This is a genomic window from Streptomyces sp. CB02009 (assembly GCF_001905825.1).
Taxonomy (GTDB): Bacteria; Actinomycetota; Actinomycetes; order Streptomycetales; family Streptomycetaceae; genus Streptomyces.
Genome location: NZ_LIVV01000001.1, coordinates 663,553 through 684,482, shown reverse-complemented (window position 1 = coordinate 684,482; position 20,930 = coordinate 663,553). Strand labels below are relative to the sequence as shown.

Sequence of the window (20,930 nt, the reverse complement as noted above, 5' to 3'; positions counted from 1 at the left end):
GGGGCCCGCCGTCAGGCGCCGGATTCCGAGGCCACGCCCAAGGCGGTCAGCACCGGGCTGATCAACGGATGGTCCTCCGCGCCCCGCCGGACGGCGGCGAACACCCTGCGGGTCGGGGCGACGCCCTCGATCGGACGGACCTCCACCCCCGTGAGCTCCATCCCGCGCAGGGCCGAACGCGGCACGAGCGCCACGCCGGCGGACGCGGCCGCGAGGGCGACGACGGCCCGGAAGTCGTCGGACGAGTGCTCGGGGTTCAGCGTGAACCCGGCGTACTCGCAGGCCAGGACGGTCACGTCATGGCAGGGGTTGCCGGCGGACTGGCCGATCCAGGCGTCCTTCGCGAGGTCGCCGAGCGCGACCCGCTCGCCGGCCGCCAGCGGGTGGCCGGGCGGCAGCACCGCGTCGAAGGGCTCCGCGTAGAGCGGGACGCGGGTCAGGCGGGCGTCGTCCTCGCCGGGCGCGCCCCGGTACTCGACCGCGACGGCCACGTCGACCTGCCGGTCGAGGACCATCATCAGGCTCTCGTCGCCCTCGGCGTCCCGCACCCGGACCCGGATGCCGGGGGCCGCGTCGGCCAGGGCCCTGATGGCCGGGGCCACCACGAGGCCGATGCCGGTGGCGAAGGCCGCGACCGTGACCGTACCGGCCTCGCCGGAGCCGTAGGCGGCGAGTTCCGACTCGGCACGCTCCAACTGGGCCAGGACGGCGTTGGCGTGGCTGAGCAGGATCTCGCCGGCCGGGGTGAGACGGGCGCCGCGGGCACTGCGGTCCACCAGGCGGTGGCCGGTCTCCTGCTCCAGCGCGGCGAGCTGCTGGGAGACCGCGGAGGGGGTCAGATAGAGCGCGGCGGCCGCCGCCGTGACCGTGCGGTGGTCGGCCACCGCACGGAGGATGTGCAACCGCCGCGCTTCGATCATTCCCCCAGTCTCGCAGGCCGGAGGGCATGCGAGCGCCTCAGCCCCGCAGGGCGGCGCGGGCGTCGACGAACGCGTCGACGGCCCGGTTCACGTCCTCCGTGGAGTGGGCGGCGGAGAGCTGGACGCGGATGCGGGCCTGGCCCTGCGGCACGACCGGGTACGAGAAGCCGATCACGTACACGCCGCGCTCCAGGAGCAGCTCGGCCATGCGGCCGGCCTCGGACGCGTCGCCGATCATGACGGGGGCGATGGCGTGGTCGCCGGGGAGGATGTCGAAGCCCTCCGCCGTCATCCGGGTACGGAACAGCTCGGTGTTGGCGCGCAGCCGGTCGCGCAGGTCGCCCGCGGACTCCAGCAGGTCGAGTACCTTGAGGGAGGCGGCGGCGATGACCGGGGCGAGGGTGTTCGAGAAGAGGTACGGGCGCGAGCGCTGGCGCAGCAGGGCGACGATCTCGGCGCGGGCCGCGACGTAGCCGCCGGAGGCTCCGCCGAGGGCCTTGCCGAGGGTGCCGGTGATGATGTCGACGCGGTCCATCACGCCGTGCAGCTCGGGGGTGCCGCGGCCGCCGGGGCCGACGAAGCCGACGGCGTGCGAGTCGTCGACCATGACCATGGCGTCGTAGCGCTCGGCCAGGTCGCAGATCTCGCCGAGCGGCGCGACGTAGCCGTCCATGGAGAAGACGCCGTCGGTGACGATGAGCTTGCGGCGGGCGCCGCCCTCCGTGGCCTCCTTGAGCTGCTGCTCCAGGTCGGCCATGTCGCGGTTGGCGTAGCGGAAGCGGCGGGCCTTGGAGAGCCGGATGCCGTCGATGATCGAGGCGTGGTTGAGGGCGTCGGAGATGACGGCGTCCTCGGCCCCGAGGATCGTCTCGAAGACACCGCCGTTGGCGTCGAAGCAGGAGGAGTAGAGGATCGTGTCCTCCTGGCCGAGGAAGGACGAGAGGCGCGCCTCCAGCTCCTTGTGCACCTCCTGCGTGCCGCAGATGAAGCGGACGGACGCCATGCCGTAGCCCCAGCGGTCGAGCGCCTCGTGGGCGGCGGCGACGACCTCGGGGTGGTCGGCGAGGCCCAGGTAGTTGTTGGCGCAGAAGTTCAGCACCTCGCCCGGGCGGCCGCCCGAGGTGACGGCGACGGTGGCCGACTGGGGGGTGCCGATGACGCGCTCGGGCTTGTGGAGTCCGGCCTTCTGGATCTCGTCGAGAGTGGCACGGATGTCGTCGCGTACGGAATCGAACATGGGTCAGGCTCCCGCAGTCCAGTCGAGGATGATCTTGCCGCTCTTGCCGGAGGCCGCGTCGTCGAAGGCGGCCTCGAAGTCGGTGTACGCGTACCGTCCGGTGACGACGGGCGAGAGGTCGAGTCCGCCCTCCAGGAGCACCGACATCGCGTACCAGGTCTCGAACATCTCGCGGCCGTAGATGCCCTTGATCGTGATCATGGAGGTGACGATCTTCGCCCAGTCGACGGCGAAGTCCTCGCTGGGCAGGCCCAGCATGGCGATCTTGCCGCCGTGGGTCATGTTGGCGACCATGTCGCGCATCGCGCGCGGGTTGCCCGACATCTCCAGGCCGACGTCGAAGCCCTCCTTGAGCCCGAGGGTGCGCTGGCCGTCGGCGATGGTCTGCTCGGCCACGTTGAGGGCGAGCGTGACGCCCGTCTTGCGGGCCAGGGCGAGGCGCTCCTCGCTGACGTCGGTGATCATGACGCTGCGGGCGCCGGCGTGCTTGGCGACGGCGGCGGCCATGATGCCGATCGGTCCCGCGCCGGTCACAAGGACGTCCTCGCCGACGAGCGGGAAGGAGAGCGCCGTGTGCACGGCGTTGCCGAAGGGGTCGAAGATCGCGGCGATGTCGAGGTCGACGGGGACGCGGTGCACCCACACGTTGGAGGCGGGCAGCGCCACGTACTCGGCGAAGGCACCGTCCCGGCCGACACCGAGGCCGATGGTGGCGCGGCAGAGGTGGCGGCGGCCGGCCAGGCAGTTGCGGCACTTGCCGCAGACGAGGTGGCCCTCGCCGCTCACCAGGTCGCCGGCGGTGATGTCGGCGACGTCACGGCCGACGGAGACGACCTCGCCGACGAACTCGTGGCCGACGGTCAGCGGCGTGGCGATCGTCTTCTGCGCCCAGCCGTCCCAGGAGCGGATGTGCAGGTCGGTCCCGCAGATACCGGTCCGCAGCACCTTGATGAGGACGTCGCCGGGACCGGTCTCCGGCTCGGGCACGTCCGTGAGCCAGAGTCCCGGCTCCGCCTTCAGCTTGACCAACGCCTTCAATGCCACGGCTCCCGACGTGCGTGTCCTGTGATGTGCGGGGTGCGGGCACGGCAGCGCGCCCAAGATCCCTGGAACAGAATCTTCCGTACGAAGCGCTCGCGGTCCATCGAGGATTTCTTAAGCGCGCTCGCAGATCAGCTTCACACCACAGGCGGGGGCGGGGCGACGTCAACGCGTCCGAACGGAGAGGCCCCCCGCGGGGGCCTTCCGTCCGGGCCGCGCGACGGGCCTCCGGGTCAGCGGCCGAGGGCCGCCATCGCCGCGTTGTGGCCGGGGATTCCGCTGACTCCGCCGCCCCGGATCGCGCCCGCGCCGCACAGGAGCACGTTGGCGTGGCGCGTCTCGACCCCCCAGCGGCCGGGGCTCGCGTCCGCACCGGCGCCGCCGCCCGTGCCGGTGCCGGCGTCCGCGCCCTCCGCCGCGCACGGGAAGGACAGGTCGCGGTGGAAGATGTGGCCGCCCGGGAGGCGCAGCTCGCGTTCGAGGTCGAGCGGCGTCTTCGCCTCGATGCAGGGACGGCCGTCCGCGTCGAGGGCGAGGCAGTCGGCGATCGGCTCGTCGAGGTGGGCGTCGAGCTGGTCGAGCGTCGCCGCGAGGAGCGCGGCGCGGGTGCCGTCGTTGTCGGCGGCGAACAGCCGGGCGGGGGTGTGCAGCCCGAACAGGGTGAGCGTGTGGTGGCCGGTGGCGGCGAGTTCGCCGCCGAGGATCGTCGGGTCGGTCAGGGAGTGGCAGTAGATCTCGGAGGGCGGCGCGGAGGGCAGCCTGCCGGCGGCGGCCTCGGCGTGGGCGGTGGCGAGCTGGCCGTACCCCTCGGCGATGTGGAAGGTGCCGGCGAAGGCCTCGTGCGGGTCGACGGAGCGGTCGCGGAGCTTCGGCAGCCGGGTCAGCAGCATGTTGACCTTGAGCTGGGCTCCTTCGGGGGCGGGCGGGGGTGCGTCGCCGAGGAGGGCGGCGAGGTCGCGGGGTGAGGCGTTGACGAGGACGTGACCGGCCTCGACGGTGCCCTCGCCGTCGGCGGTGCGGAAGGTGATCGCGGCGCGCTGCCCGTCGGTCTCGATCCGGGTGGCCTCGTGGCCGGTGCGGATGTCGGCCCCGGCGGCACGGGCCGCGTCGGCGAGGGCGTCCGTGAGGGCGCCCATGCCGCCGACGGGTACGTCCCAGTCGCCGGTGCCGCCGCCGATGACGTGGTAGAGGAAGCAGCGGTTCTGCAGGAGCGTCGGGTCGTGCGCGTCGGAGAAGGTGCCGATGAGGGCGTCAGTGAGGACGACGCCGCGGACGAGGTCGTCGGCGAACTCCCGCTCGACGGTGACGCCCAGCGGCTCCTCGAAGAGCATCCGCCAGGTGTCGGCGTCGTCCACCCGGGCGCGGAGTTCGGCGCGGGTGGGGAGCGGCTCCGTCAGGGTGGGGAAGATCCGGCGGGCGGCGCGGCCGGTGCGCTCGTAGAAGGCCTGCCAGGCCTCGTACTCGCGGTCGGACCCCGTGAGTTCGGCGAAGGAGGCGCGGGTGCGGTCGGCGCCGCCGCCGACGAGCAGGCCGCCGTCGCCCTTCGGGGTGTACGAGGAGATGGACCGCTTCCGTACGGCGAACCGCAGCCCGAGGTCGCGCACGATCTTCTCCGGAAGGAGCGAGACGAGGTACGAGTACCGGGACAGGCGGGCGTCCACCCCGGCGAACGGCCGGGTGGAGACGGCGGCCCCACCGGTGGAGCCGAGCCGCTCCAGGACGAGCACGGAGCGCCCGGCGCGGGCGAGGTAGGCGGCGGCGACGAGGCCGTTGTGTCCTCCGCCGACGACGACGGCGTCGTACGAGCGGGAGACGGGCCGGGCGTCCGGGAGCAGGTCAGGGGCAGTCATGGCTCATGCTCACACGGAGGCGGCGACCGGGGAAGAGGCCGGCACGCCGGGCCCACCGCCCCCGGGTTCCGCCCTATGGGGCCGGTCGCGGGGCGCGGCTCCTGCGGAGGGCGGGCGGGACGGGATCGGGGCTGCGGTGGCGGGCCCGGTCGGGTCTGGTCTGCGGCTGCCCTTTCCCTCGGGCCCGGTCGGCGGCAGGTCTGCCGCGAGCCCGGTCGGCTCCCGCATGCGGCCGTCCGGTCGGCTTCGGCCCGCCGTGGCAGGGCCGGGTCGCTCAGGGTTGTGGTGACGGGGCCAGGCCGCTCAGGGCTGCGGTGACGGAGCCAGTCGGCTGAGGCGCCGGAGGGGCCCGGCCGGTCAGGGTTGTGGTGGTGCGGTCGCCGCTCTCAGGTGGAGGGCGGCGGCCTCGGCGTGGCGGCCCAGGCGCTCCAGGCAGTGGGCCTCGTCGTCCAAGGCCGCGAGGGTGTCGGGATGGGCCGGGCCGATGAGCCGTGTGCGGGCCGCGGCGACCGCGCTGTGCGAGGCGAGCGCCTCCTCCCAGCGGCCGAGCCGGCCGAGGGCGACGGCGGTCTCCCGGCGGCTCAGCAGGGTGTCCGGGTGGTCCGGGCCGAGGACCCGCTCACGGTCCGCGTGGACGCTCTCGGACGCGGCGAGGGCCTCGTCCCAGCGGCCGAGCCGGCCGAGGTTGACGGCCAGGGCGTGGCGGGCGCGGAGGGTCTCGGGGCCGTCGGCGCCCTGCGCGCGGGTGCGTGCGGCGACGAGGTCGCGGCAGACGCCCAGCGCGTCCGCGGCCTGCCCGAGCCGGCCGAGGAGGACCCCGGTCTCGTAGCGGGCGGCCAGGGTGTCGGGGTGGTCGGGCCCGAGGGCGGCGGCGCGCGCGTCGGCGACCGCCCGGTACTGGGCGAGGGCCTCGTCGCCGCGCCCGAGCCGCCCGAGCGTGTAGGCCACTTCGCGCCGGGTCACGAGCGTGTCGGGATGGTCCTCGCCGAGCAGCCGCGCCCGCGCTTCCGCTACCTCCCGGGCCGTACGGTACGACTCCTCGTGGCGCCCGAGGCGGCCCAGCGTGAAGGCGAGGTTGTGGCGGCAGCGCAGGGTGTCCGGGTGGTCGGGGCCCACCGTGCGCTCGCGCGCGGCGAGCACCGTGACGTACACCTGGTACGCCTCGGGGTGCCGTCCGAGGCGGCCGAGCGCGTACGCCCGCTCCTGCCGGGCCGCGAGGGTGTCGGGGTGGTCCTCGCCGAGGACACGGGCGCGGGCGTCGGCGACCGTGCCGAAGACCCGCAGCGCGTCGGCGGGGCGGTCGAGCCGGGCGAGGGCGAAGCCGACCTCGTAGTGGCTGGCCAGGGTGTCCGGGTGGTCCTCGCCGAGGACCGCCGCGCGGTGCTCGGCGACGGACCGGTGCACGGACTCGGCCTCGTCCCAGCGGCCGAGCCGGCCGAGGCCCATGCCCGCCCGGTAGCGGCCGGCGAGCACGGCGATGAGCTCGGCGGACGCGGCGGGGCTCATCGGCGCGGGCGCGTGCGGCGCGGGCGTGCCGCCGGTGGTCGTGGCACCCGCGGTCGCGGCGGCGGTCGTCCATTCCGTGGTGAGGACGGCCGCGGCGGGGTCGTGGGCGACCGGGCGCGGCGCGCCTGCGGCGTCCGCGGGCCGGTGCCCGCCGGTGAGGGCCCGGACCCAGGCGGGCATGGGGACGGTCAGTCCGGGATCGGCACCGGTGCCGATCCCGGGCAGGGAGCCGGCCCCGGTCCCCGCCCCGGGTTGGGAAGCCGGGCCGGCGCCGGGCCCGCCCGTCGTGCCCGAGCCCGAGCCCGAGCCCGGCCCCGGCCCCGGAACCACGGTCGACCCGGCCTGCGACGCGCCGGCGACGCCGGCCGTCCCCGGCAGGGACAGCGCGACCCGCCCCGTCACGATCCGGCGGCGCAGGTCCCCCGCGTCGGCCGGCCGCTCCGCCGGTGCCTTGGCGAGCAGGTCGACGACGATCCGGTCGAAGTAGTCGGGGAGCTCGGCCCGGTGCGCGCGCGGCGGACTCGGCACCGTGTCGCGGTGTCCGATGAGGATCGCCCAGGAGTCGCCCAGGTCGAAGGGCGGGGCGCCGGTGGCGAGTTCGTACAGCACGCACCCCAGCGAGTAGAGGTCGCTGCGGTGGTCGATCTCGCCGCCGCCGATCTGCTCGGGCGACATGTAGTGGGGCGTGCCCATGGCGATGCCGGTGCCGGTGAGCTTGGACGTGAAGCCCACGTCCGCGCCGAGGCGCGCTATGCCGAAGTCGCAGATCTTCACCGTCCCGTCCCGCAGCCGCATGATGTTCGCGGGCTTCAGGTCGCGGTGCACGATCCCGTGCCCGTGGGTGTACGCGAGGGCGTCGGCGACCTGGTCGGCGATCTCGACGACGTCGTGGACGGGCAGCGGGTGCTGCGCGTTGGCGGCGAGGAGCTGGCTGAGGTTGCGTCCTTCGAGGAGCTCCATGACGAGGAAGAGCACCCCGTCGTACTCGCCGAAGTCGTGCACGACGGTGATGCCGCGGTGCTGGAGCGCGGCGGCCACCCGCGCCTCGCGCCGGAACCGCTCGCGGACCACGGTGAGGACCTGCGGGTCCTGCTGCGGTCCGATCGGCTTGAGGCACTTGACGGCGACCCCGCGGCCGAGCGCCTCGTCGGTGGCGCGCCACACCTCGCCCATGCCCCCGCGACCGATGACCTCGTGCAGGCGGTACCGGCCCTGGATCAGTCTGGAGTCCCCCATCGTGTGCTGCCGCCCCCGTCGATCTCCTACGCCTGTCCCGGCTCCTCCAGTATGGACGCCGGTTCGGACAGTGGGTACGGGGCGGGGTACGTGTAAGGGTCGGGTCGCGCTCCCGGGCCGAGCCGGTCCATGGCGCGGAGGATGTGCCCGGGCGGCAGCCGCCAGCGCAGCCGGGCGGGGACGCGGCGCAGCAGGGCGGCCGTGGTGGTCAGGCGGCGGGTGACGGTCTCCGGCGGCGGGGCGGGACGGCCGTAGAGCCGGTGGGCGTACGGGGGCAGGGTGTCGTAGGCGAGCGCCGCGACGCGCCGCCAGATCACCTCGCGCGCCGGTACCAGGAGGGGTTTCACCGGCGGCCGGCGCAGGAAGTCCTCGACGGTACGGGCGTCCGCGCCGGCCTGGAGCCGGGGCCGTACGGTCGCGAAGTACGCGGCGAGCGCGGCGGTGGAGCCGGGGACGGTGGCCGGGTCGAGCCCGACGAGCCGCGCCGAGGTGCGGTGTTCGTCGACGTACCGGTCGGCCTGGGCGTCGGTGAGCGGGATGCCCGAGCGGCGTGCGACCGAGAGGTAGGAGTCGGTCTCGGCGCAGTGCACCCAGAGCAGCAGCTCCGGGTCGTCCACGCCGAGCCGCCGGTGGATGCGGCGCACCCGTGCCCCGGCCGCCTCGGCGGCCTCGGTGGTCCCGTAGCTCAGGGTTCCGACGAAGTCGGCGGTCCGCATGAGCCGCCCCCAGGGGTCCTTCCGGAAGCTGCTGTTGATCATGACGCCGCGTACGGCGACGGGGTGCAGCGCCTGCAGCCACAGGGCCCGCACGCCGGCGATCCACATGACCGGGTCGCTGTGCACCTGCCAGGTCACGGAACGGGGTCCGAAGAGCCCCGGGTCGGCACTCAAGAAGCGTCCTCGCTCATACCGTTCAGGCTACGTCCGAACCGGCTCCGTGGAACCGGTCGTGCACGAGGGGCGGGCGGACGTCCGGGGAGCGCGGTCCCGGGATCGCCGGTGCGGGAGCGCCGGTGCGGGATCACCGATGCCGGCCTCAGGGCTCGATGTTCTGGTTCAGGTGGAACAGGTTGTCCGGGTCGTACGTCCGCTTGACCTCGACGAGGCGCTCGTAGTTCGCCCCGTAGTTGGCTCTGATCCGGCCCCGGTCGTCGTCGGCCATGAAGTTGATGTAGCCGCCCTCCTCGGAGTGCGGCGCGGTGGCCTCGTAGTAGTCGCGGACCCAGCCGATGTTGGCGTCGTTGGCGGAGGCGTCGGGCCACATGCCGGCGATGACGGTGGCGAACGAGGCGTCCCGGTAGGCGAAGGCCGTCGCGTCGGGGGCGACGCGGTGGCAGGCGCCGTTGATCGGGTAGATGTGGACCGTCGAGTTCACGGCGGGCAGCCCCGGGGCGTGCTCGACGTGCGCCGCGATCGCGGCGTCGGTCAGCTCGGTCACGAAGTTGGCCTTCCAGTAGTGCTGGAGGCCGGGCGGCACGAGGGCGTCGAAGGCGCTGTTCAGTGCCGGGTACGGCATGGGCCCGACGTGCTCGGCGACCACCGGCGCGAAGTCGTGGAGGGGCCGCAGGGCGTTCTCGCCCTCGTCGAGCGGTCCGGCCCAGCACGCCACGACCAGGGCGAAGGTGTCGCCGTGCCGGTCCTCCGGGATGAAGGGGAGCGGCGGGGCGATCTGGAAGGCGGGGAAGCCGCCCAGTTGCTCCGGGGCGTCGGCGATGTACTCGGCGAAGGAGCGGACGACGGTGGACGCGTCCTCCAGTTCGAAGAGCATCGGTCCGCCGTAGATGTCCTTGACGGGGGCGAGCCGGTACTCGAACGAGGTCACGGCGCCGAAGTTGCCGCCGCCTCCGCGCAGGGCCCAGAACAGGTCGGCGTTCTGCTCCTCGTCGGCGACGACGAGCCGGCCGTCCGCGGTCACCACGTCGGCCGAGACGAGGTTGTCGCAGCTCAGGCCGAGCCCTCGGGCCAGATAGCCGATGCCGCCGCCGAGGGTGAGCCCGCCGACGCCGGTGGTGGAGATGATCCCGCCGGTGGTGGCGAGGCCGAAGGGGTAGGTGGCCGCGTTGAAGTCGCCCCAGGTCGCCCCGCCCTCGGCGCGGGCGGTCCGCCCCACGGGGTCCACGCGGACGCCTCGCATCCCGGAGAGATCGGCCACGACGCCGCCGTCGCAGGTCCCGAAGCCGGGGACGCTGTGCGCGCCGCCCCGGACCGCCAGATCGAGCCCGTTCTCCCGCGCGAAGTCGACCGCGGCCATGACGTCGCCCGCGTTGACGCAGCGCACGATGACGGCGGGCCGTCTGTCGATCATGGCGTTGTGCACCGTGCGCGCCTCGTCGAAGGCGTCGTCTTCGGCCGTGACGACCGTTCCGCGTACCCGTTCGCGCAGCTGGTCGTTCGAGAGCTTGCCCATGGCCACCGCTCCTCGTTCGAATCATTTCCACGCTACGCCGATGGTGCCGGGCCTCAACCGGAGGCCCGGCACCGTCGGCACGGGTCCGCTCCGTCCAGTACGTGAGACCGGGTCGGTCGGGGATGTGCCGGTCTCGGCCGCGCCCTTAGGGTGCCCCTACGCGTGGCCGGTACACGTTGCCCGCCACCCCTCCCACTCACCCGATTCACCTGATTCGCCTGAGGATGCCCATGTTTACGGTCAACGAGTACTTCGACGGCACGGTCAAGTCGATCGCGTTCACGCAGGAGGGGGGCCCTGCCACCATCGGCGTCATGGCTCCCGGGGAGTACGAGTTCGGGACCGCCGCCGCGGAGATCATGCATGTGGTCAGCGGTGCCCTGACGGTGCGGCTGCCCGGCGCGGAGGAGTGGGAGACCTTCGCCGCCGGGGACCGGTTCGAGGTCCCCGGCGACAGCAGGTTCCAGCTGCGGGTCGCGGTGGAGACCGCCTACCTCTGCGAGTACCGCTGACCCTGCTCGGACGTCCGGCGGGACGCGGAGGCGCTGTCCGCCGCGGGGGTGCCCGCCAGGATCGTCTCCTCCACCGCTTCGTACCGCAGGCGCTGGCCGGCCGGGTCCCGTTCGCGGAGCACCGTGCCGAGCCAGCCCGCGAGGAAGCCCAGCGGGGCCGAGAGGATGCCCGACGTGGTGAACGGGAACCAGTTGAAGTCCTGGTCCGGGAAGATCGACTGGGGCGATCCTGACACCAGGTTGCTGCCGGTCATGAGCACGAACGCGGAGACGCTGCCCACGATGAGGGTGCAGAGCAGTCCCGTTCGGGAGTAGCGGCGCCAGAAGAGGCTGTAGACGAGGGCCGGTGCGACCGCGGACGCGCCGATGCAGAACGACAGGGTGAGCAGTGCCTGGAGGTTCAGGTGCCGTGCGCCGGCGGCGATCGCGATCGACACGAGCCCGACGCCCGCCGCGGCGATCCGGGCGATCGCCATCTCCGTGGAGCCCTTCAGTCGCGCCTTTCGGCGCAGCCCGTGCGTGACGAGGTCGTGCGCCAGGGTGTTGGCGCAGGCGAGGGTGATGCCGGCGACCGAGGCCAGCAGGGTGAGGAAGACGGCTGTCGCCACGGCCGTGAACAGCAGCGTCTCGACGGTCGTCTGGTCCGTCCCCATGATGGCCTGGCTGACCATGAGGAACGCCGTCTTGCCCTGCGGGTCGCCGGTGACGATCCCCTGGCGGCCGACGATCGCCGCCGCGCCGAAGCCGATGACGGTGATCAGCAGGCAGGTCACGACGACGGTCGACACGGCCCAGGACATCGAGCGCCGTACGGCTGTCGCGCTGCGGGCGGTGAACATGCGCATGGTGATGTGCGGCAGCACCGCCGCGCCGAGCACGACCGTCAACTGCGTGCTGATCATGTCGAGTTGATTGCCGCCGAACTGCAGACCCGAGGCGAGATAGGCGTCTCCCGCCCCGCTGCCGCGCTGGGCGGCGTCCAGCAGGGAGGGCAGGCTGAAGTCGAAGCGGTGGAGGATGAGCACGGCGATCGCGAGGGACGCGCCGAGCAGGGCGACGGTCTTGACGATCTGGATGAAGGCGGTGCCCTTCATGCCGCCGATCGCCGCGTACGCGATCATCAGCAGGCCCAGGAACACGATCGCCCCGGTCTTGAAGCCGTCGGATTCGAAGCCGAGGACGACGGAGAGGAGATCGCCCGCGCCCGCGAGCTGGAAGATCACCAGTGGCAGCAGGGCGGTCAGGGTGACCGCGGCCGTGACGATCCGCACGGCGGGGCCGGGCAGGCGCCGGGTGAGGACGTCGCCGATCGTGAACCGTCCGGCGTTTCGCAGCGGTTCGGCGAGCAGGAACATCATCAGGACCAGCGAGAGCACCGTGCTCAGGGCGAGCGTGACGCCGTCGTAGCCGACGAGCGCGATGATGCCGATGGTGCCGAGCACGGTGCCGGCGGAGATGTAGTCGCCGGCGATCGCGAGGCCGCTCTGCACGGGGGAGAGCGAGCGGTAGCCGGTGTAGAAGTCGCCCAGGTCGTCACGGTCGGGGCCGGTCATCACGCACAGCAGCAGCGTGACGGTGATGACCGCGATGAACGCGATCAGCGACATGGTCTGGGCCTCGGAGCTGAAGCCGGTCATGCGCGCCCACCTCCGGCGGACTGCCACACGGGGCGTCCGGAGCGGCTCTGGCGTTCCGGTCGGGGCGCGGCCGCCGCGGCCGCCTGCTCGGCGCGTTCGCGGATCGCTGCGGCGAGCGGGTCCACGCGCTTGCGGGCGATCCGCTCGTACAGCGCGATCGCGGCCAGGGCCACGGGCAGCTGGAGGAGTCCCAGGACCAGACCGGTGGTGAGACCACCGGTGATGCTGCCGGTCATCATCGAGGGGGCGTAGCCGGACAGGAAGAGGAAGACGACGAAGTAGCCGAGCGCGGTGAAGGTGGCGACGCGGCGGAGCCTGCGGTAGGCCGATCCGAGCCGGTGCAGGTCGTCACGCCCGCCGGCGGCGACGGGCGGTTGCGGTTGCCGCTCCGGCGGGGACGCGTACTGCTGGGCGGACGGGTCCCAGGGCTGCTGGGCGGGCGCGTCCCAGGGCTGTGCGACGTTCCCGGCCTGCTGCGCGGACTCCCACGCTCGCGGGGACTGGTCCCAGGCCGCCTGGGGGTCGGTGTCCCAGGGCGGCGGCCCGCCCACCCGGGGCGGGGACGCCGCCTCCTGGCGGTGCCGCCCGGCGTTCCGGTGCTGGGGTACGGGCGGTGGGCCGGGGAAAGGCTGGTGGTACGACATCGATCTTGCTCCTTGCCGCCCCGGGGGACGGGGGGTGGCGCCGGTGGTCCGCGAACGTTACTCATGGGTATAGCTCTCGCGTAAGGGGATTCCGACCGCTCGGTATGTCGGTTCGGTGACGATCCTGTGCGCGTGCCGACGAAACCGGCAGAAACCTCCGTCGTGGATCTTTCCGCAGGTCACGGGCGGGTCTCGGGCCTGAGTGACCGGTCACGGCGCCACCTGTCTTGGTGCTACCGGCGGACGCGGGGCATGCCCAGGCCGATCCACGAGATGATCTCGCGCTGGATCTCGTTGTTGCCGCCGCCGAAGGTGAAGATGACGGCCGAGCGGTAGCCGCGTTCCAGTTCGCCGTGGAGGACCGCGCCCGCCGACCCCTCCTTGAGGGCGCCCGCCGCGCCGACGACCTCCATGAGGGCCGCATAGGCGTCGCGGCGGGCCTCGGAGCCGTAGACCTTCACGGCGGAGGCGTCCTGGGGGGTGAGGGTGCCGTTCTGGACGGCGTTCACCATCTGCCAGTTGAGGAGCTTCATCGCGTCGAGCCGGGCGTGGGTGCGGGCCAGGGTGCGGCGCACCCAGGGCAGGTCGATGACGCGCCGGCCGTCGGCGAGCGGCGTGGCGGCGGCCCAGTGCTGGACGTCGTGGAGTGCGCGGATCGCCATCGTGCCGTGGGCGGCGAGCGTGACGCGCTCGTGGTTGAGCTGGTTGGTGATGAGCCGCCAGCCCTTGTTCTCCTCTCCGACCCGGCGCGAGGCGGGCACCTTGATGTTGTCGTAGTAGCTGGCGGTGGTGTCGTGCGAGGCGAGGGTGTTGATGATCGTGCAGGAGTAGCCGGGGTCGGAGGTCGGGACGAGCAGCATCGTGATGCCCTTGTGCGGCGGCGCGTCCGGGTCGGTGCGGACCGCGAGCCAGACCCAGTCGGCGGTGTCGCCGTTGGTGGTCCAGATCTTCTGCCCGTCGACCGTGTACGTACCGGTGGCCTCGTCCCCCTCGCGGACCGCCCTGGTCTTGAGGGCGGCGAGGTCGGTGCCCGCGTCGGGCTCGCTGTAGCCGATGGCGAAGTCGAGCTCGCCGGAGAGGATCCGCGGCAGGAAGTACGCCTTCTGCTCGTCGGTGCCGAAGCCCATGATCGTCGGTCCGACGGTGTTCAGCGCCATGAGCGGCAGGGGGACGCCCGCCTGCGCGGCCTCGTCGAAGAAGATGAACTGCTCCATCGGGGTCAGCCCCCGCCCGCCGTACTCGGTCGGCCAGCCGACCCCGAGCCAGCCGTCGGCGCCGAGCCGGCGCACGGTCTCCCGGTAGAAGCGCTTCTGCGCCGCCGGGTCCGCGTAGCGGGTGTGGACGTCCTCGGGGACCAGCTCGGCGAAGTAGGCGCGCAGCTCGGCGCGCAGGCTGTTCTGAGCGGGCGTGTATGCGAGGTGCATGGGGCGGGCCTCCCGTGGCGGCTGTCCTGCGGCGGCGTTGCTGCGGGGTCCTCGGCGTCACGTGGGCGGTGCGACGCGCGACGGCGGCCACGGTAGAACGTGTTTCACAAATGGGGAAGCCTCGGGGCGGCTCCGGACGCCCCTCGGCCCCGGTTCGCAGCTGGCGAACCGGGGCCGAGAGGTTGTCGAGAGGTACCGCGAGTCAGGGCCGGGGCGGCCTACGGCAGCAGCTCGTCCATGGAGGCGCGACCCTTCTCCGCCATACGGCGTTCCGCCCAGGCGAGGGTCTTCGGAGACACGTCACGGCCGGACGCGAGGACCAGGTCCTCGGCCGTGAACTCGCCCTCCGACCCGGAATGCAGCAGCCGGTCGGGCGTCGGGAAGTCCCCCTGGGACGTCTTGTCGGGCTCAGCGTTCATGCCGCCTCCTACGTGTTCGTCCGGCACTCGCCATTCTCGTGTCCGGCCACCGGGTCCGCATCCGGGAGCGACCGACGGACACCGGCGGCCCGCGACGGCCGGCTCCGTCCTCCGCACGGGGGCCGCCGACCGGCGCCCGGCGCGGAGGAGGGGGCCGCCCGAAGGCCGGCCGGTCGGTGCGGGACCGCGCGACGGTGCGGTCGGGGCGGTCGGGGCGGTCGGGGCGGTCGGGGCGGTCGGGGCCGTGGCTACGCCGAGTGTCACGGCGGCGCCGCTCAGCCGATGGTCCGTGCGTCCGGGGCCGCCCCCGCGTTCCGGACGAGCTCCGCGGCCGTGCGGGCCGCGAGCCCCGTCCCCTCCCCGTGAAGGCGGCCGTACGCCTCCGGGGTGAGCGCCGCCCGGAGGGTCTCCTCGGCTCGCGCCCTGATCAGCGCCTCCGTCTCGGGCGTGAAGGGCCGGAAGCCGCCGTCGGTTCCGGACCCGGCCTGGGCGTCGAACGCGCCGAGGAGCCGCGCCCCGGTCTCGGCGTCGCCCGGCCCGGCGCGCCCGCCGAGCGCCCACGCTGCCGTGGCGAACTGGGTGACGAGCAGGTACGGGGCGACCAGGTGGGCGAGGGTCTCCACCTCCGCGACGGCGCGCGCCAGCCGCTCCACGGCCCGGTCGTAGGCGCCGTCGAGGCAGTCGAGCCAGGCCCACGCCCCTCCGGCGAGACCCCAGAAGAGGCCCGGGGTCACGTCTCCGAACTCGACCTCCAGCCGGGTGAGCTGGGCCCGGGCGAGACCGGTGCGCCCGGTGTGGCCGTAGTGCTGGGTGAGCAACAGTCGTGCGGAGCCGGCGACCTCGGCGCCCCATTCCCCCGCCGCGTCGGCGGCTTCGACCAGGAGCTTTTCGGCCGCCGGATCCCCCTCCGGGTGGAGCCGGAGCCGTACGGCCGCGAGGCGCGCGGTGTAGAGCGGCACCTGGGAGCGCGCGCCGACGTGGGCGGCGGCGTCCGCGGCCCGCTCGAAGTCGGCGGCCGCCTCGCCGAGCCGGCCCGAGCGCTCGCGGGCCTCGCCCCGGGCGGCGAGCGATTCGGCGATGCCCCAGGAGTCCCCGGCTGCCTCGAAGAGGGCGAGCGCCTCGGTCGCGTCGTGGGGGCCGTGGACGACGAGCTTGGCCCTCATGAGCAGGGCGAAGGCCAGGTCCCAGCCGGGGGCGTGGTCGCGGCAGGCGTCGACGATGGCCGTCAGGGTGTCGCCGAGGCTCGCGAACTCGCCCGTCATGAGGCGGGCGAAGTACCACATCACGGCCGGCTGGCGGCAGGTCTGCGGCAGGCCGGGGCGGTACGCGGAGACCAGAGCGGCGAGCCTGGCGCGGGTCTCGGGGTGCTCGAACGAGGTGGCGCCCCGGCCGCCCTGGGTCGCGAGCGCGTAGAGCCGGCCGCCGCGCCGGGCCTCGACGAGTCGCTCGCCGTGCCACGGGGGCGGGACGTCCGTGCACCGGCCGTCGAACGGCTCGGCCGGGCGGACGGGCTCCTGGAACGGGTCGGGGCCGAGCCGGCCGGCCTCCACGGCCCATGTGCGGGCGTCGACCTGGTGGTGGCGCAGTTGCCAGAACCAGCTGAGGGAGTGGACGAGGCAGAGCACCTCCTGCTCCTCGCCGAGCGCGACGGCCGTCCGCAGCGCCCCGCGCAGATTGTCGTGCTCGCGCTCCAGGAGGGCGGTGGCGGCGACCTGTCCTGAGCCTCGCAGTTCGGGGTCGGCGGTACGGGCCAGCTCCCGGTAGTACGTGAGATGGCGCCGCTCGGCAGCGGGCCGCTCCCCCGACTCGTCGAGGCGCTCCCCCGCGTACTCCGCCACCGTCTCCAGGAGCCGGAACCGCATCCCCTCGCCGTCCCGGCCGGGACCGGCCACCACCAGCGACTTGTCGACCAGCGCACCCAGCAGATCCAGCACCTCAGGGGCGCCGCCGCCGGTGCACACCGCCTCCACCGCGCCGCCGTCCACCGCGCCGCCGTCCACCGCGCACGCCGTCGCCGGATCCGCTCCGTCCGCGCACACCGCCTCCGCCGCCGCGAGATCCGCTCCTCCCGAGAACACCGCGAGCCGCCGCAGCACCGCCCGCTCCGGCTGATCGAGGAGGTCCCACGACCAGTCGACCACCGCCCGCAGCGTCTGCTGCCGCGGCAGCACCGTCCGCGCCCCCGACGTCAGCAGCCGGAACCGGTCGTCCAGCCGCTCCGCGATCTGACGCACCGACAGCAGCCGCAACCGCGCCGCCGCCAGTTCGATCGCCAGCGGCAGACCGTCAAGGCGCCGGCACACCTCCTCCGCCGCCTCCCGGTCCTCCGCCACCGCGAACCCGGCGCGCGCCGCCGCACCGCGCTCGCCGAGCAGCCGCAGCGCCGTCCCCGTCGGCAAGGGACCCAGGGGCCGCACCACCTCCCCCGGCACCCCCAACGGCTCCCGGCTCGTCGCGAGCACCGTGACGTCCGGGCAGCGGGTGAGCAGCACGTGCGCGAGTTCCGCCGCAGCGGCGACCACGTGCTCGCAGTTGTCGAGGACGAGCAGCATGCGCCGCCCGGCGCAGTGTTCGACGAGCTCGGCGAAGGGGTCCTCCGGGTCCGTCGCGGCGACCGCCGCGCGGTGCCAGACGTGCGTCTCGCGCGCGCCCACCGCGCTGAGGACGGCCGCGAGGACCGTGGACTCCTCGCGTACGGAGGCGAGTTCGGCGAGGTGGACGGGGCCGTCCCGGTACGTCTCGGCGGCTTCGAGGGCGAGCCGTGTCTTGCCGACGCCGCCCGGCCCGGTGAGCGTGACGAGCCGCCGGGCACCCCAGTCCGCGGCGAGCGCGCCCAGGTCGTCCTCCCGGCCGATGAACGAGGTCAGCCGGGCGGGAAGGCCGACCGCCCGTCCCCTTCCGGTCGGCGCGGGCGGCGCAGCCGCGAGCAGCGCAGGCGCAGGCGCGGGCGCGGGCGCGGTGTCCGTCAGGAGTTCGGCGTGGAGGGCACGCAGTTCGGGTCCCGGGTCCGTCCCCAGCCGGCCCGCGAGGGCCGCGCGGACCTCCTCGTACCCGGCCAGGGCCTCGGCGGACCGCCCGGCCGCCCGCAGGGCCCGGATCCGCAGGGCCTGGAGGGGTTCGTCGAGCGGCTCTCCGGCCGCCAGGGCGGCGAGCGGCGCGAGGATCTCCGTGGCCCGTCCCAGAGCAAGGTCGGCGGCGAGCCGGTCGCGTCGCGCCTGGGTGTGCCGCTGCTCGACCCGGACGACGAGGGGGTCGGTGTCCCGGCCGGGCAGGTCCGCGAGGGCGGGGCCCCGCCAGAGCCCCAGGGCCTCGTCGAGGAGGCCGGCGGCCCGGGCGGGGTCCCCCGCGCCGAGCGCGGCGGAGCCTTCGGCGGCGAGCCGTTCGAAGCGGTGGAGGTCGACGGCGTCGGGGGTCGCGGCGAGCCGGTAGCCGCCTCCGGGCGCGGAGACGACGGCCTCCCGGCCCAGGGCCCGGCGGAGACGGCCGACGAGGGCCTGGAGCGCCGCCGTACGGTCCTGGTCCGGGTCCTCGGCACGGTCGGCTTCGCCCCACACCTGGTCGATCAGCGCGTGGGTGCCCACGGGTCGGCCGCCGGCCGCCGCGAGGGCGGTGAGCAGGGCGCGGAGCCTGGCACCGCTGAGGACGGCCTCCGTCCCGTCGTCGGTACGGAGGGCCTGGCACGGACCGAGAACACGGTAGGGCGGCAGCACCGGCCCATTCTGCCCCGGCGCGCGCCGGGGCCCGTCGGCATTTCGCCGCGGCGCCGCGGCGGCCGACCCGCCGAAGGCCCGGCACCTCGCTCTCGCCCGCCCGGCCGTCCGTCGGTCGGTCGGTCCGTCGGTCCGTCTGGCCGTCTGGCCGTCTGGCCGTCTGGCCGCTCACCCTTCCCCGCCTCCCTGCCGCACCCGTGTCGCTCCCCCGCCGAGGCGAACTCGCGCCACGCCGTGTCATCGCCATGGCGTCGGAGGGGTGCGGGTTCGACAATGGGGAGGATGACCGATGAAGACCGGCGTACGCGCAGTGGCGAGATCGGGCCCGCCGAGTGGCTCGCCATGAACCGGAACGGCAGCTTCGACTGGGATCTCGACACGGGCACCATCGATGTCGACACGTCCGGGCTGCTGGTCTTCGGGGTGGCCCCGGACGCCTTCGACGGCCGCCCGGTGACGCTGATCGCCCGCCTCGACCCCGAGGAGCGGACGAAGCTGGAGGCGGTCGTACGGGAGGCGGTCAGGAGCGGCGAGGTGTCGTACACCGCGCACTTCCCCATCCCGCAGGCCGACGGACCACCCCACTGGACGCATGTCCAGGCGCGGATCCTGCGCTCGCCGGACGGGCGGGCGCGGCGGATCGTCGGGGTCGTGCGGGACACGACCGCGGAGGTCACGCGCTTCGCGTTCGTCCAGGAGCTGGAGAAGCGCCGCGAGGTCCAGACGAACATCGTCGAACGGACGACGGCCGCGCTCTCGCGCGCGGTGACCGTGGACGACGTGACGGCCGCGCTGACCGGCCCCGGCGGGCTCGCCAGGCTCGGCGCGGACGGCCTGGCGCTCGGTCTCGTCGAGAACGGCTCGCTCAACATCATCGCGCTCAGCGGCGAAACCCTCGACGTGCTCGACGGCTTCCGGGTCCGGCGGCTCGACCGGGGCATGCCGCTCGCCGAGGCGGTGCTGAGCGGTCGGCCCCGGTTCGTCTCCTCGTTCCCCTCGCTCGGGCGGGACTTCCCCGAGCTGGCCCCCTACCTGGCACGGCTGGACTTCCGGGCGGCCTGCTATCTGCCGCTGGTGGCGCAGGCGCGGTCACTGGGCGGCATGGCGCTGTTCTACCGGGGCCGCACGTCGTTCAACGCCGACGAGCGCAACCTGGCCCTCGGGCTCGCGGCGATCGTCGCCCAGTCCCTCCAGCGGGCGATCCTCTTCGACGAGGAGCGGGAGCTCGCGACCGGGCTCCAGGCGACGATGCTGCCGCGCCGGATCCCGCGGATCACCGGCGGCGAGATCGCCGTGCGCTACCACGCCGCCTGGAGCGGACGGCAGGTCGGCGGCGACTGGTACGACGTGATCCCGCTGCCCCGCGGGCGGGTCGGGATCGTCGTGGGCGACGTCCAGGGCCACGACACCCATGCCGCCGCCATCATGGGACAGCTGCGCATCGCCCTGCGCGCGTACGCCGGGGAGGGCCACGCCCCGTCGACGGTGCTGGCCCGCGCCTCCCGCTTCCTGGCCGAGCTGGACACCAACCGCTTCGCCACCTGCACGTACGCCCAGGTGGATCTGGGCAGCGGCACCCTGCGGGCGGTACGGGCCGGGCATCTGGGGCCGCTGATCCGGCACACCGACGGCCGGGTCGGGCAGCCCAAGCTGCGGGGCGGGCTGCCGCTGGGGCTCGCGACGGTGTTCGGCGAGGAGGAGTTCCCGGAGACACGGCTGGACCTCGTCCCCGGAGAGACGCTGGTGCTGTGCACGGACGGGCTCGTCGAGCAGCCCGGGTCGGACATCGAGACCGGTCTCGTCGCGCTCTCGGGTGCCATCAGCAGCGGCCCGCCGCAGGCGGAGGCGCTCGCCGACCACCTCTCCGAGCGGCTGTGGGAGCGCTGGGGCTCGGGCGACGACGTGGCGCTCCTGGTGCTGCGGCGCAGCCCGGACCCGGGCACGCCCCGGGCGCCGCGCATCCATCAGTACATCCACCAGGCGGACCCGCAGGGCCTGTCGGACGCGCGTGCGGCCGTGGGGCAGGCGCTGCGCGACTGGGGCATGACGGAACTGGCGGACGACGCCGAGCTGCTGACGGGCGAGCTGCTCGTCAATGTCCTGCTGCACACCGAGGGCGGTGCGGTGCTCACCCTGGAGGTGCTGCCCGAACCGGTGCGGCGGGTACGGCTGTCGGTGCAGGACCGGTCGAGCGCCTGGCCCCGGCGGCGTACCCCGGGCGAGGCCGCGACCTCGGGGCGCGGACTGCTGCTGCTGGACGCGCTGGCGTCGCGGTGGGGCGTCGAGCCGCGCGGCGAGGGCAAGGCCGTGTGGTGCGAGATCGGTCCGGCGGAGGTGCCGGCGGACGCCGTGAACGGCGTCTGAGGAAGAACACCCGGAGAGGCGAGG

Annotated in this window: 14 protein-coding genes; 2 read left to right on the top strand and 12 right to left on the bottom strand. The window is 74.2% G+C overall.

All coding sequences use genetic code 11. The features are described 5' to 3' along the window. Positions 1–11: 11 nt before the first annotated feature. The 7 genes from AMK27_RS03045 to AMK27_RS03015 all read right to left on the bottom strand — a co-directional run bounded on the left by AMK27_RS03045 (position 12) and on the right by AMK27_RS03015 (position 10,196). Positions 12–920 (bottom strand): LysR family transcriptional regulator, encoded by a 909-nt coding sequence (locus AMK27_RS03045; protein ID WP_073902449.1) that lies wholly within the window; start codon positions 918–920, stop codon positions 12–14. 37 nt (positions 921–957) lie between these two features. Beyond that, entirely contained in the window at positions 958–2,157 is a 1,200-nt protein-coding gene (locus AMK27_RS03040) for a glycine C-acetyltransferase (RefSeq protein WP_073902448.1), read from the bottom strand. Between the two features lie 3 nt (positions 2,158–2,160). Beyond that, entirely contained in the window at positions 2,161–3,195 is a 1,035-nt protein-coding gene (gene tdh, locus AMK27_RS03035) for an L-threonine 3-dehydrogenase (protein ID WP_073902447.1), read from the bottom strand. 236 nt (positions 3,196–3,431) lie between these two features. Further along, a complete protein-coding gene (locus AMK27_RS03030; RefSeq protein WP_073902446.1) occupies positions 3,432–5,048 on the bottom strand; it encodes a phytoene desaturase family protein in 1,617 nt (538 codons plus the stop codon). 357 nt (positions 5,049–5,405) lie between these two features. Then, positions 5,406–7,790, bottom strand: coding sequence for a serine/threonine-protein kinase (locus AMK27_RS03025; RefSeq protein ID WP_073902445.1), 2,385 nt, complete (start codon positions 7,788–7,790; stop codon positions 5,406–5,408). Positions 7,791–7,816: 26 nt separating this feature from the next. Beyond that, entirely contained in the window at positions 7,817–8,680 is an 864-nt protein-coding gene (locus AMK27_RS03020) for an oxygenase MpaB family protein (RefSeq protein ID WP_073902444.1), read from the bottom strand. Positions 8,681–8,825: 145 nt separating this feature from the next. After that, positions 8,826–10,196, bottom strand: a complete 1,371-nt coding sequence (locus AMK27_RS03015) for an FAD-binding oxidoreductase (protein ID WP_073902443.1) — start codon at positions 10,194–10,196, stop codon at positions 8,826–8,828. 230 nt (positions 10,197–10,426) lie between these two features. Here AMK27_RS03015 and ppnP point away from each other — a divergent pair, with 230 nt between their 5' ends. Continuing rightward, on the top strand, positions 10,427–10,708 hold the full coding sequence (ppnP, locus tag AMK27_RS03010; RefSeq protein WP_073902442.1) for a pyrimidine/purine nucleoside phosphorylase: 282 nt from the start codon (positions 10,427–10,429) through the stop codon (positions 10,706–10,708). On the opposite strand, the gene AMK27_RS03005 is transcribed toward ppnP, so the two are convergent. The 5 genes from AMK27_RS03005 to AMK27_RS02985 all read right to left on the bottom strand — a co-directional run bounded on the left by AMK27_RS03005 (position 10,687) and on the right by AMK27_RS02985 (position 18,542). After that, on the bottom strand, positions 10,687–12,345 hold the full coding sequence (locus tag AMK27_RS03005; RefSeq protein WP_073902441.1) for a sodium/solute symporter: 1,659 nt from the start codon (positions 12,343–12,345) through the stop codon (positions 10,687–10,689). The genes ppnP and AMK27_RS03005 overlap by 22 nt on opposite strands. Next, on the bottom strand, positions 12,342–12,989 hold the full coding sequence (locus tag AMK27_RS44300; protein ID WP_079188162.1) for a DUF485 domain-containing protein: 648 nt from the start codon (positions 12,987–12,989) through the stop codon (positions 12,342–12,344). Before AMK27_RS44300 ends, AMK27_RS03005 begins: the two co-directional genes overlap by 4 nt. Positions 12,990–13,222: 233 nt before the next feature. Beyond that, a complete protein-coding gene (locus tag AMK27_RS02995) occupies positions 13,223–14,413 on the bottom strand; it encodes an acyl-CoA dehydrogenase family protein (protein WP_073902439.1) in 1,191 nt (396 codons plus the stop codon). A gap of 218 nt (positions 14,414–14,631) precedes the next feature. After that, positions 14,632–14,832, bottom strand: a complete 201-nt coding sequence (locus AMK27_RS02990; protein ID WP_073902438.1) for a hypothetical protein — start codon at positions 14,830–14,832, stop codon at positions 14,632–14,634. Between the two features lie 275 nt (positions 14,833–15,107). After that, complete coding sequence (locus tag AMK27_RS02985; protein WP_073902437.1) at positions 15,108–18,542, bottom strand: BTAD domain-containing putative transcriptional regulator; 3,435 nt, start codon at positions 18,540–18,542, stop codon at positions 15,108–15,110. A gap of 282 nt (positions 18,543–18,824) precedes the next feature. Here AMK27_RS02985 and AMK27_RS02980 point away from each other — a divergent pair, with 282 nt between their 5' ends. Continuing rightward, positions 18,825–20,906, top strand: coding sequence for a SpoIIE family protein phosphatase (locus AMK27_RS02980; protein ID WP_073902436.1), 2,082 nt, complete (start codon positions 18,825–18,827; stop codon positions 20,904–20,906). Positions 20,907–20,930 lie beyond the last annotated feature (24 nt).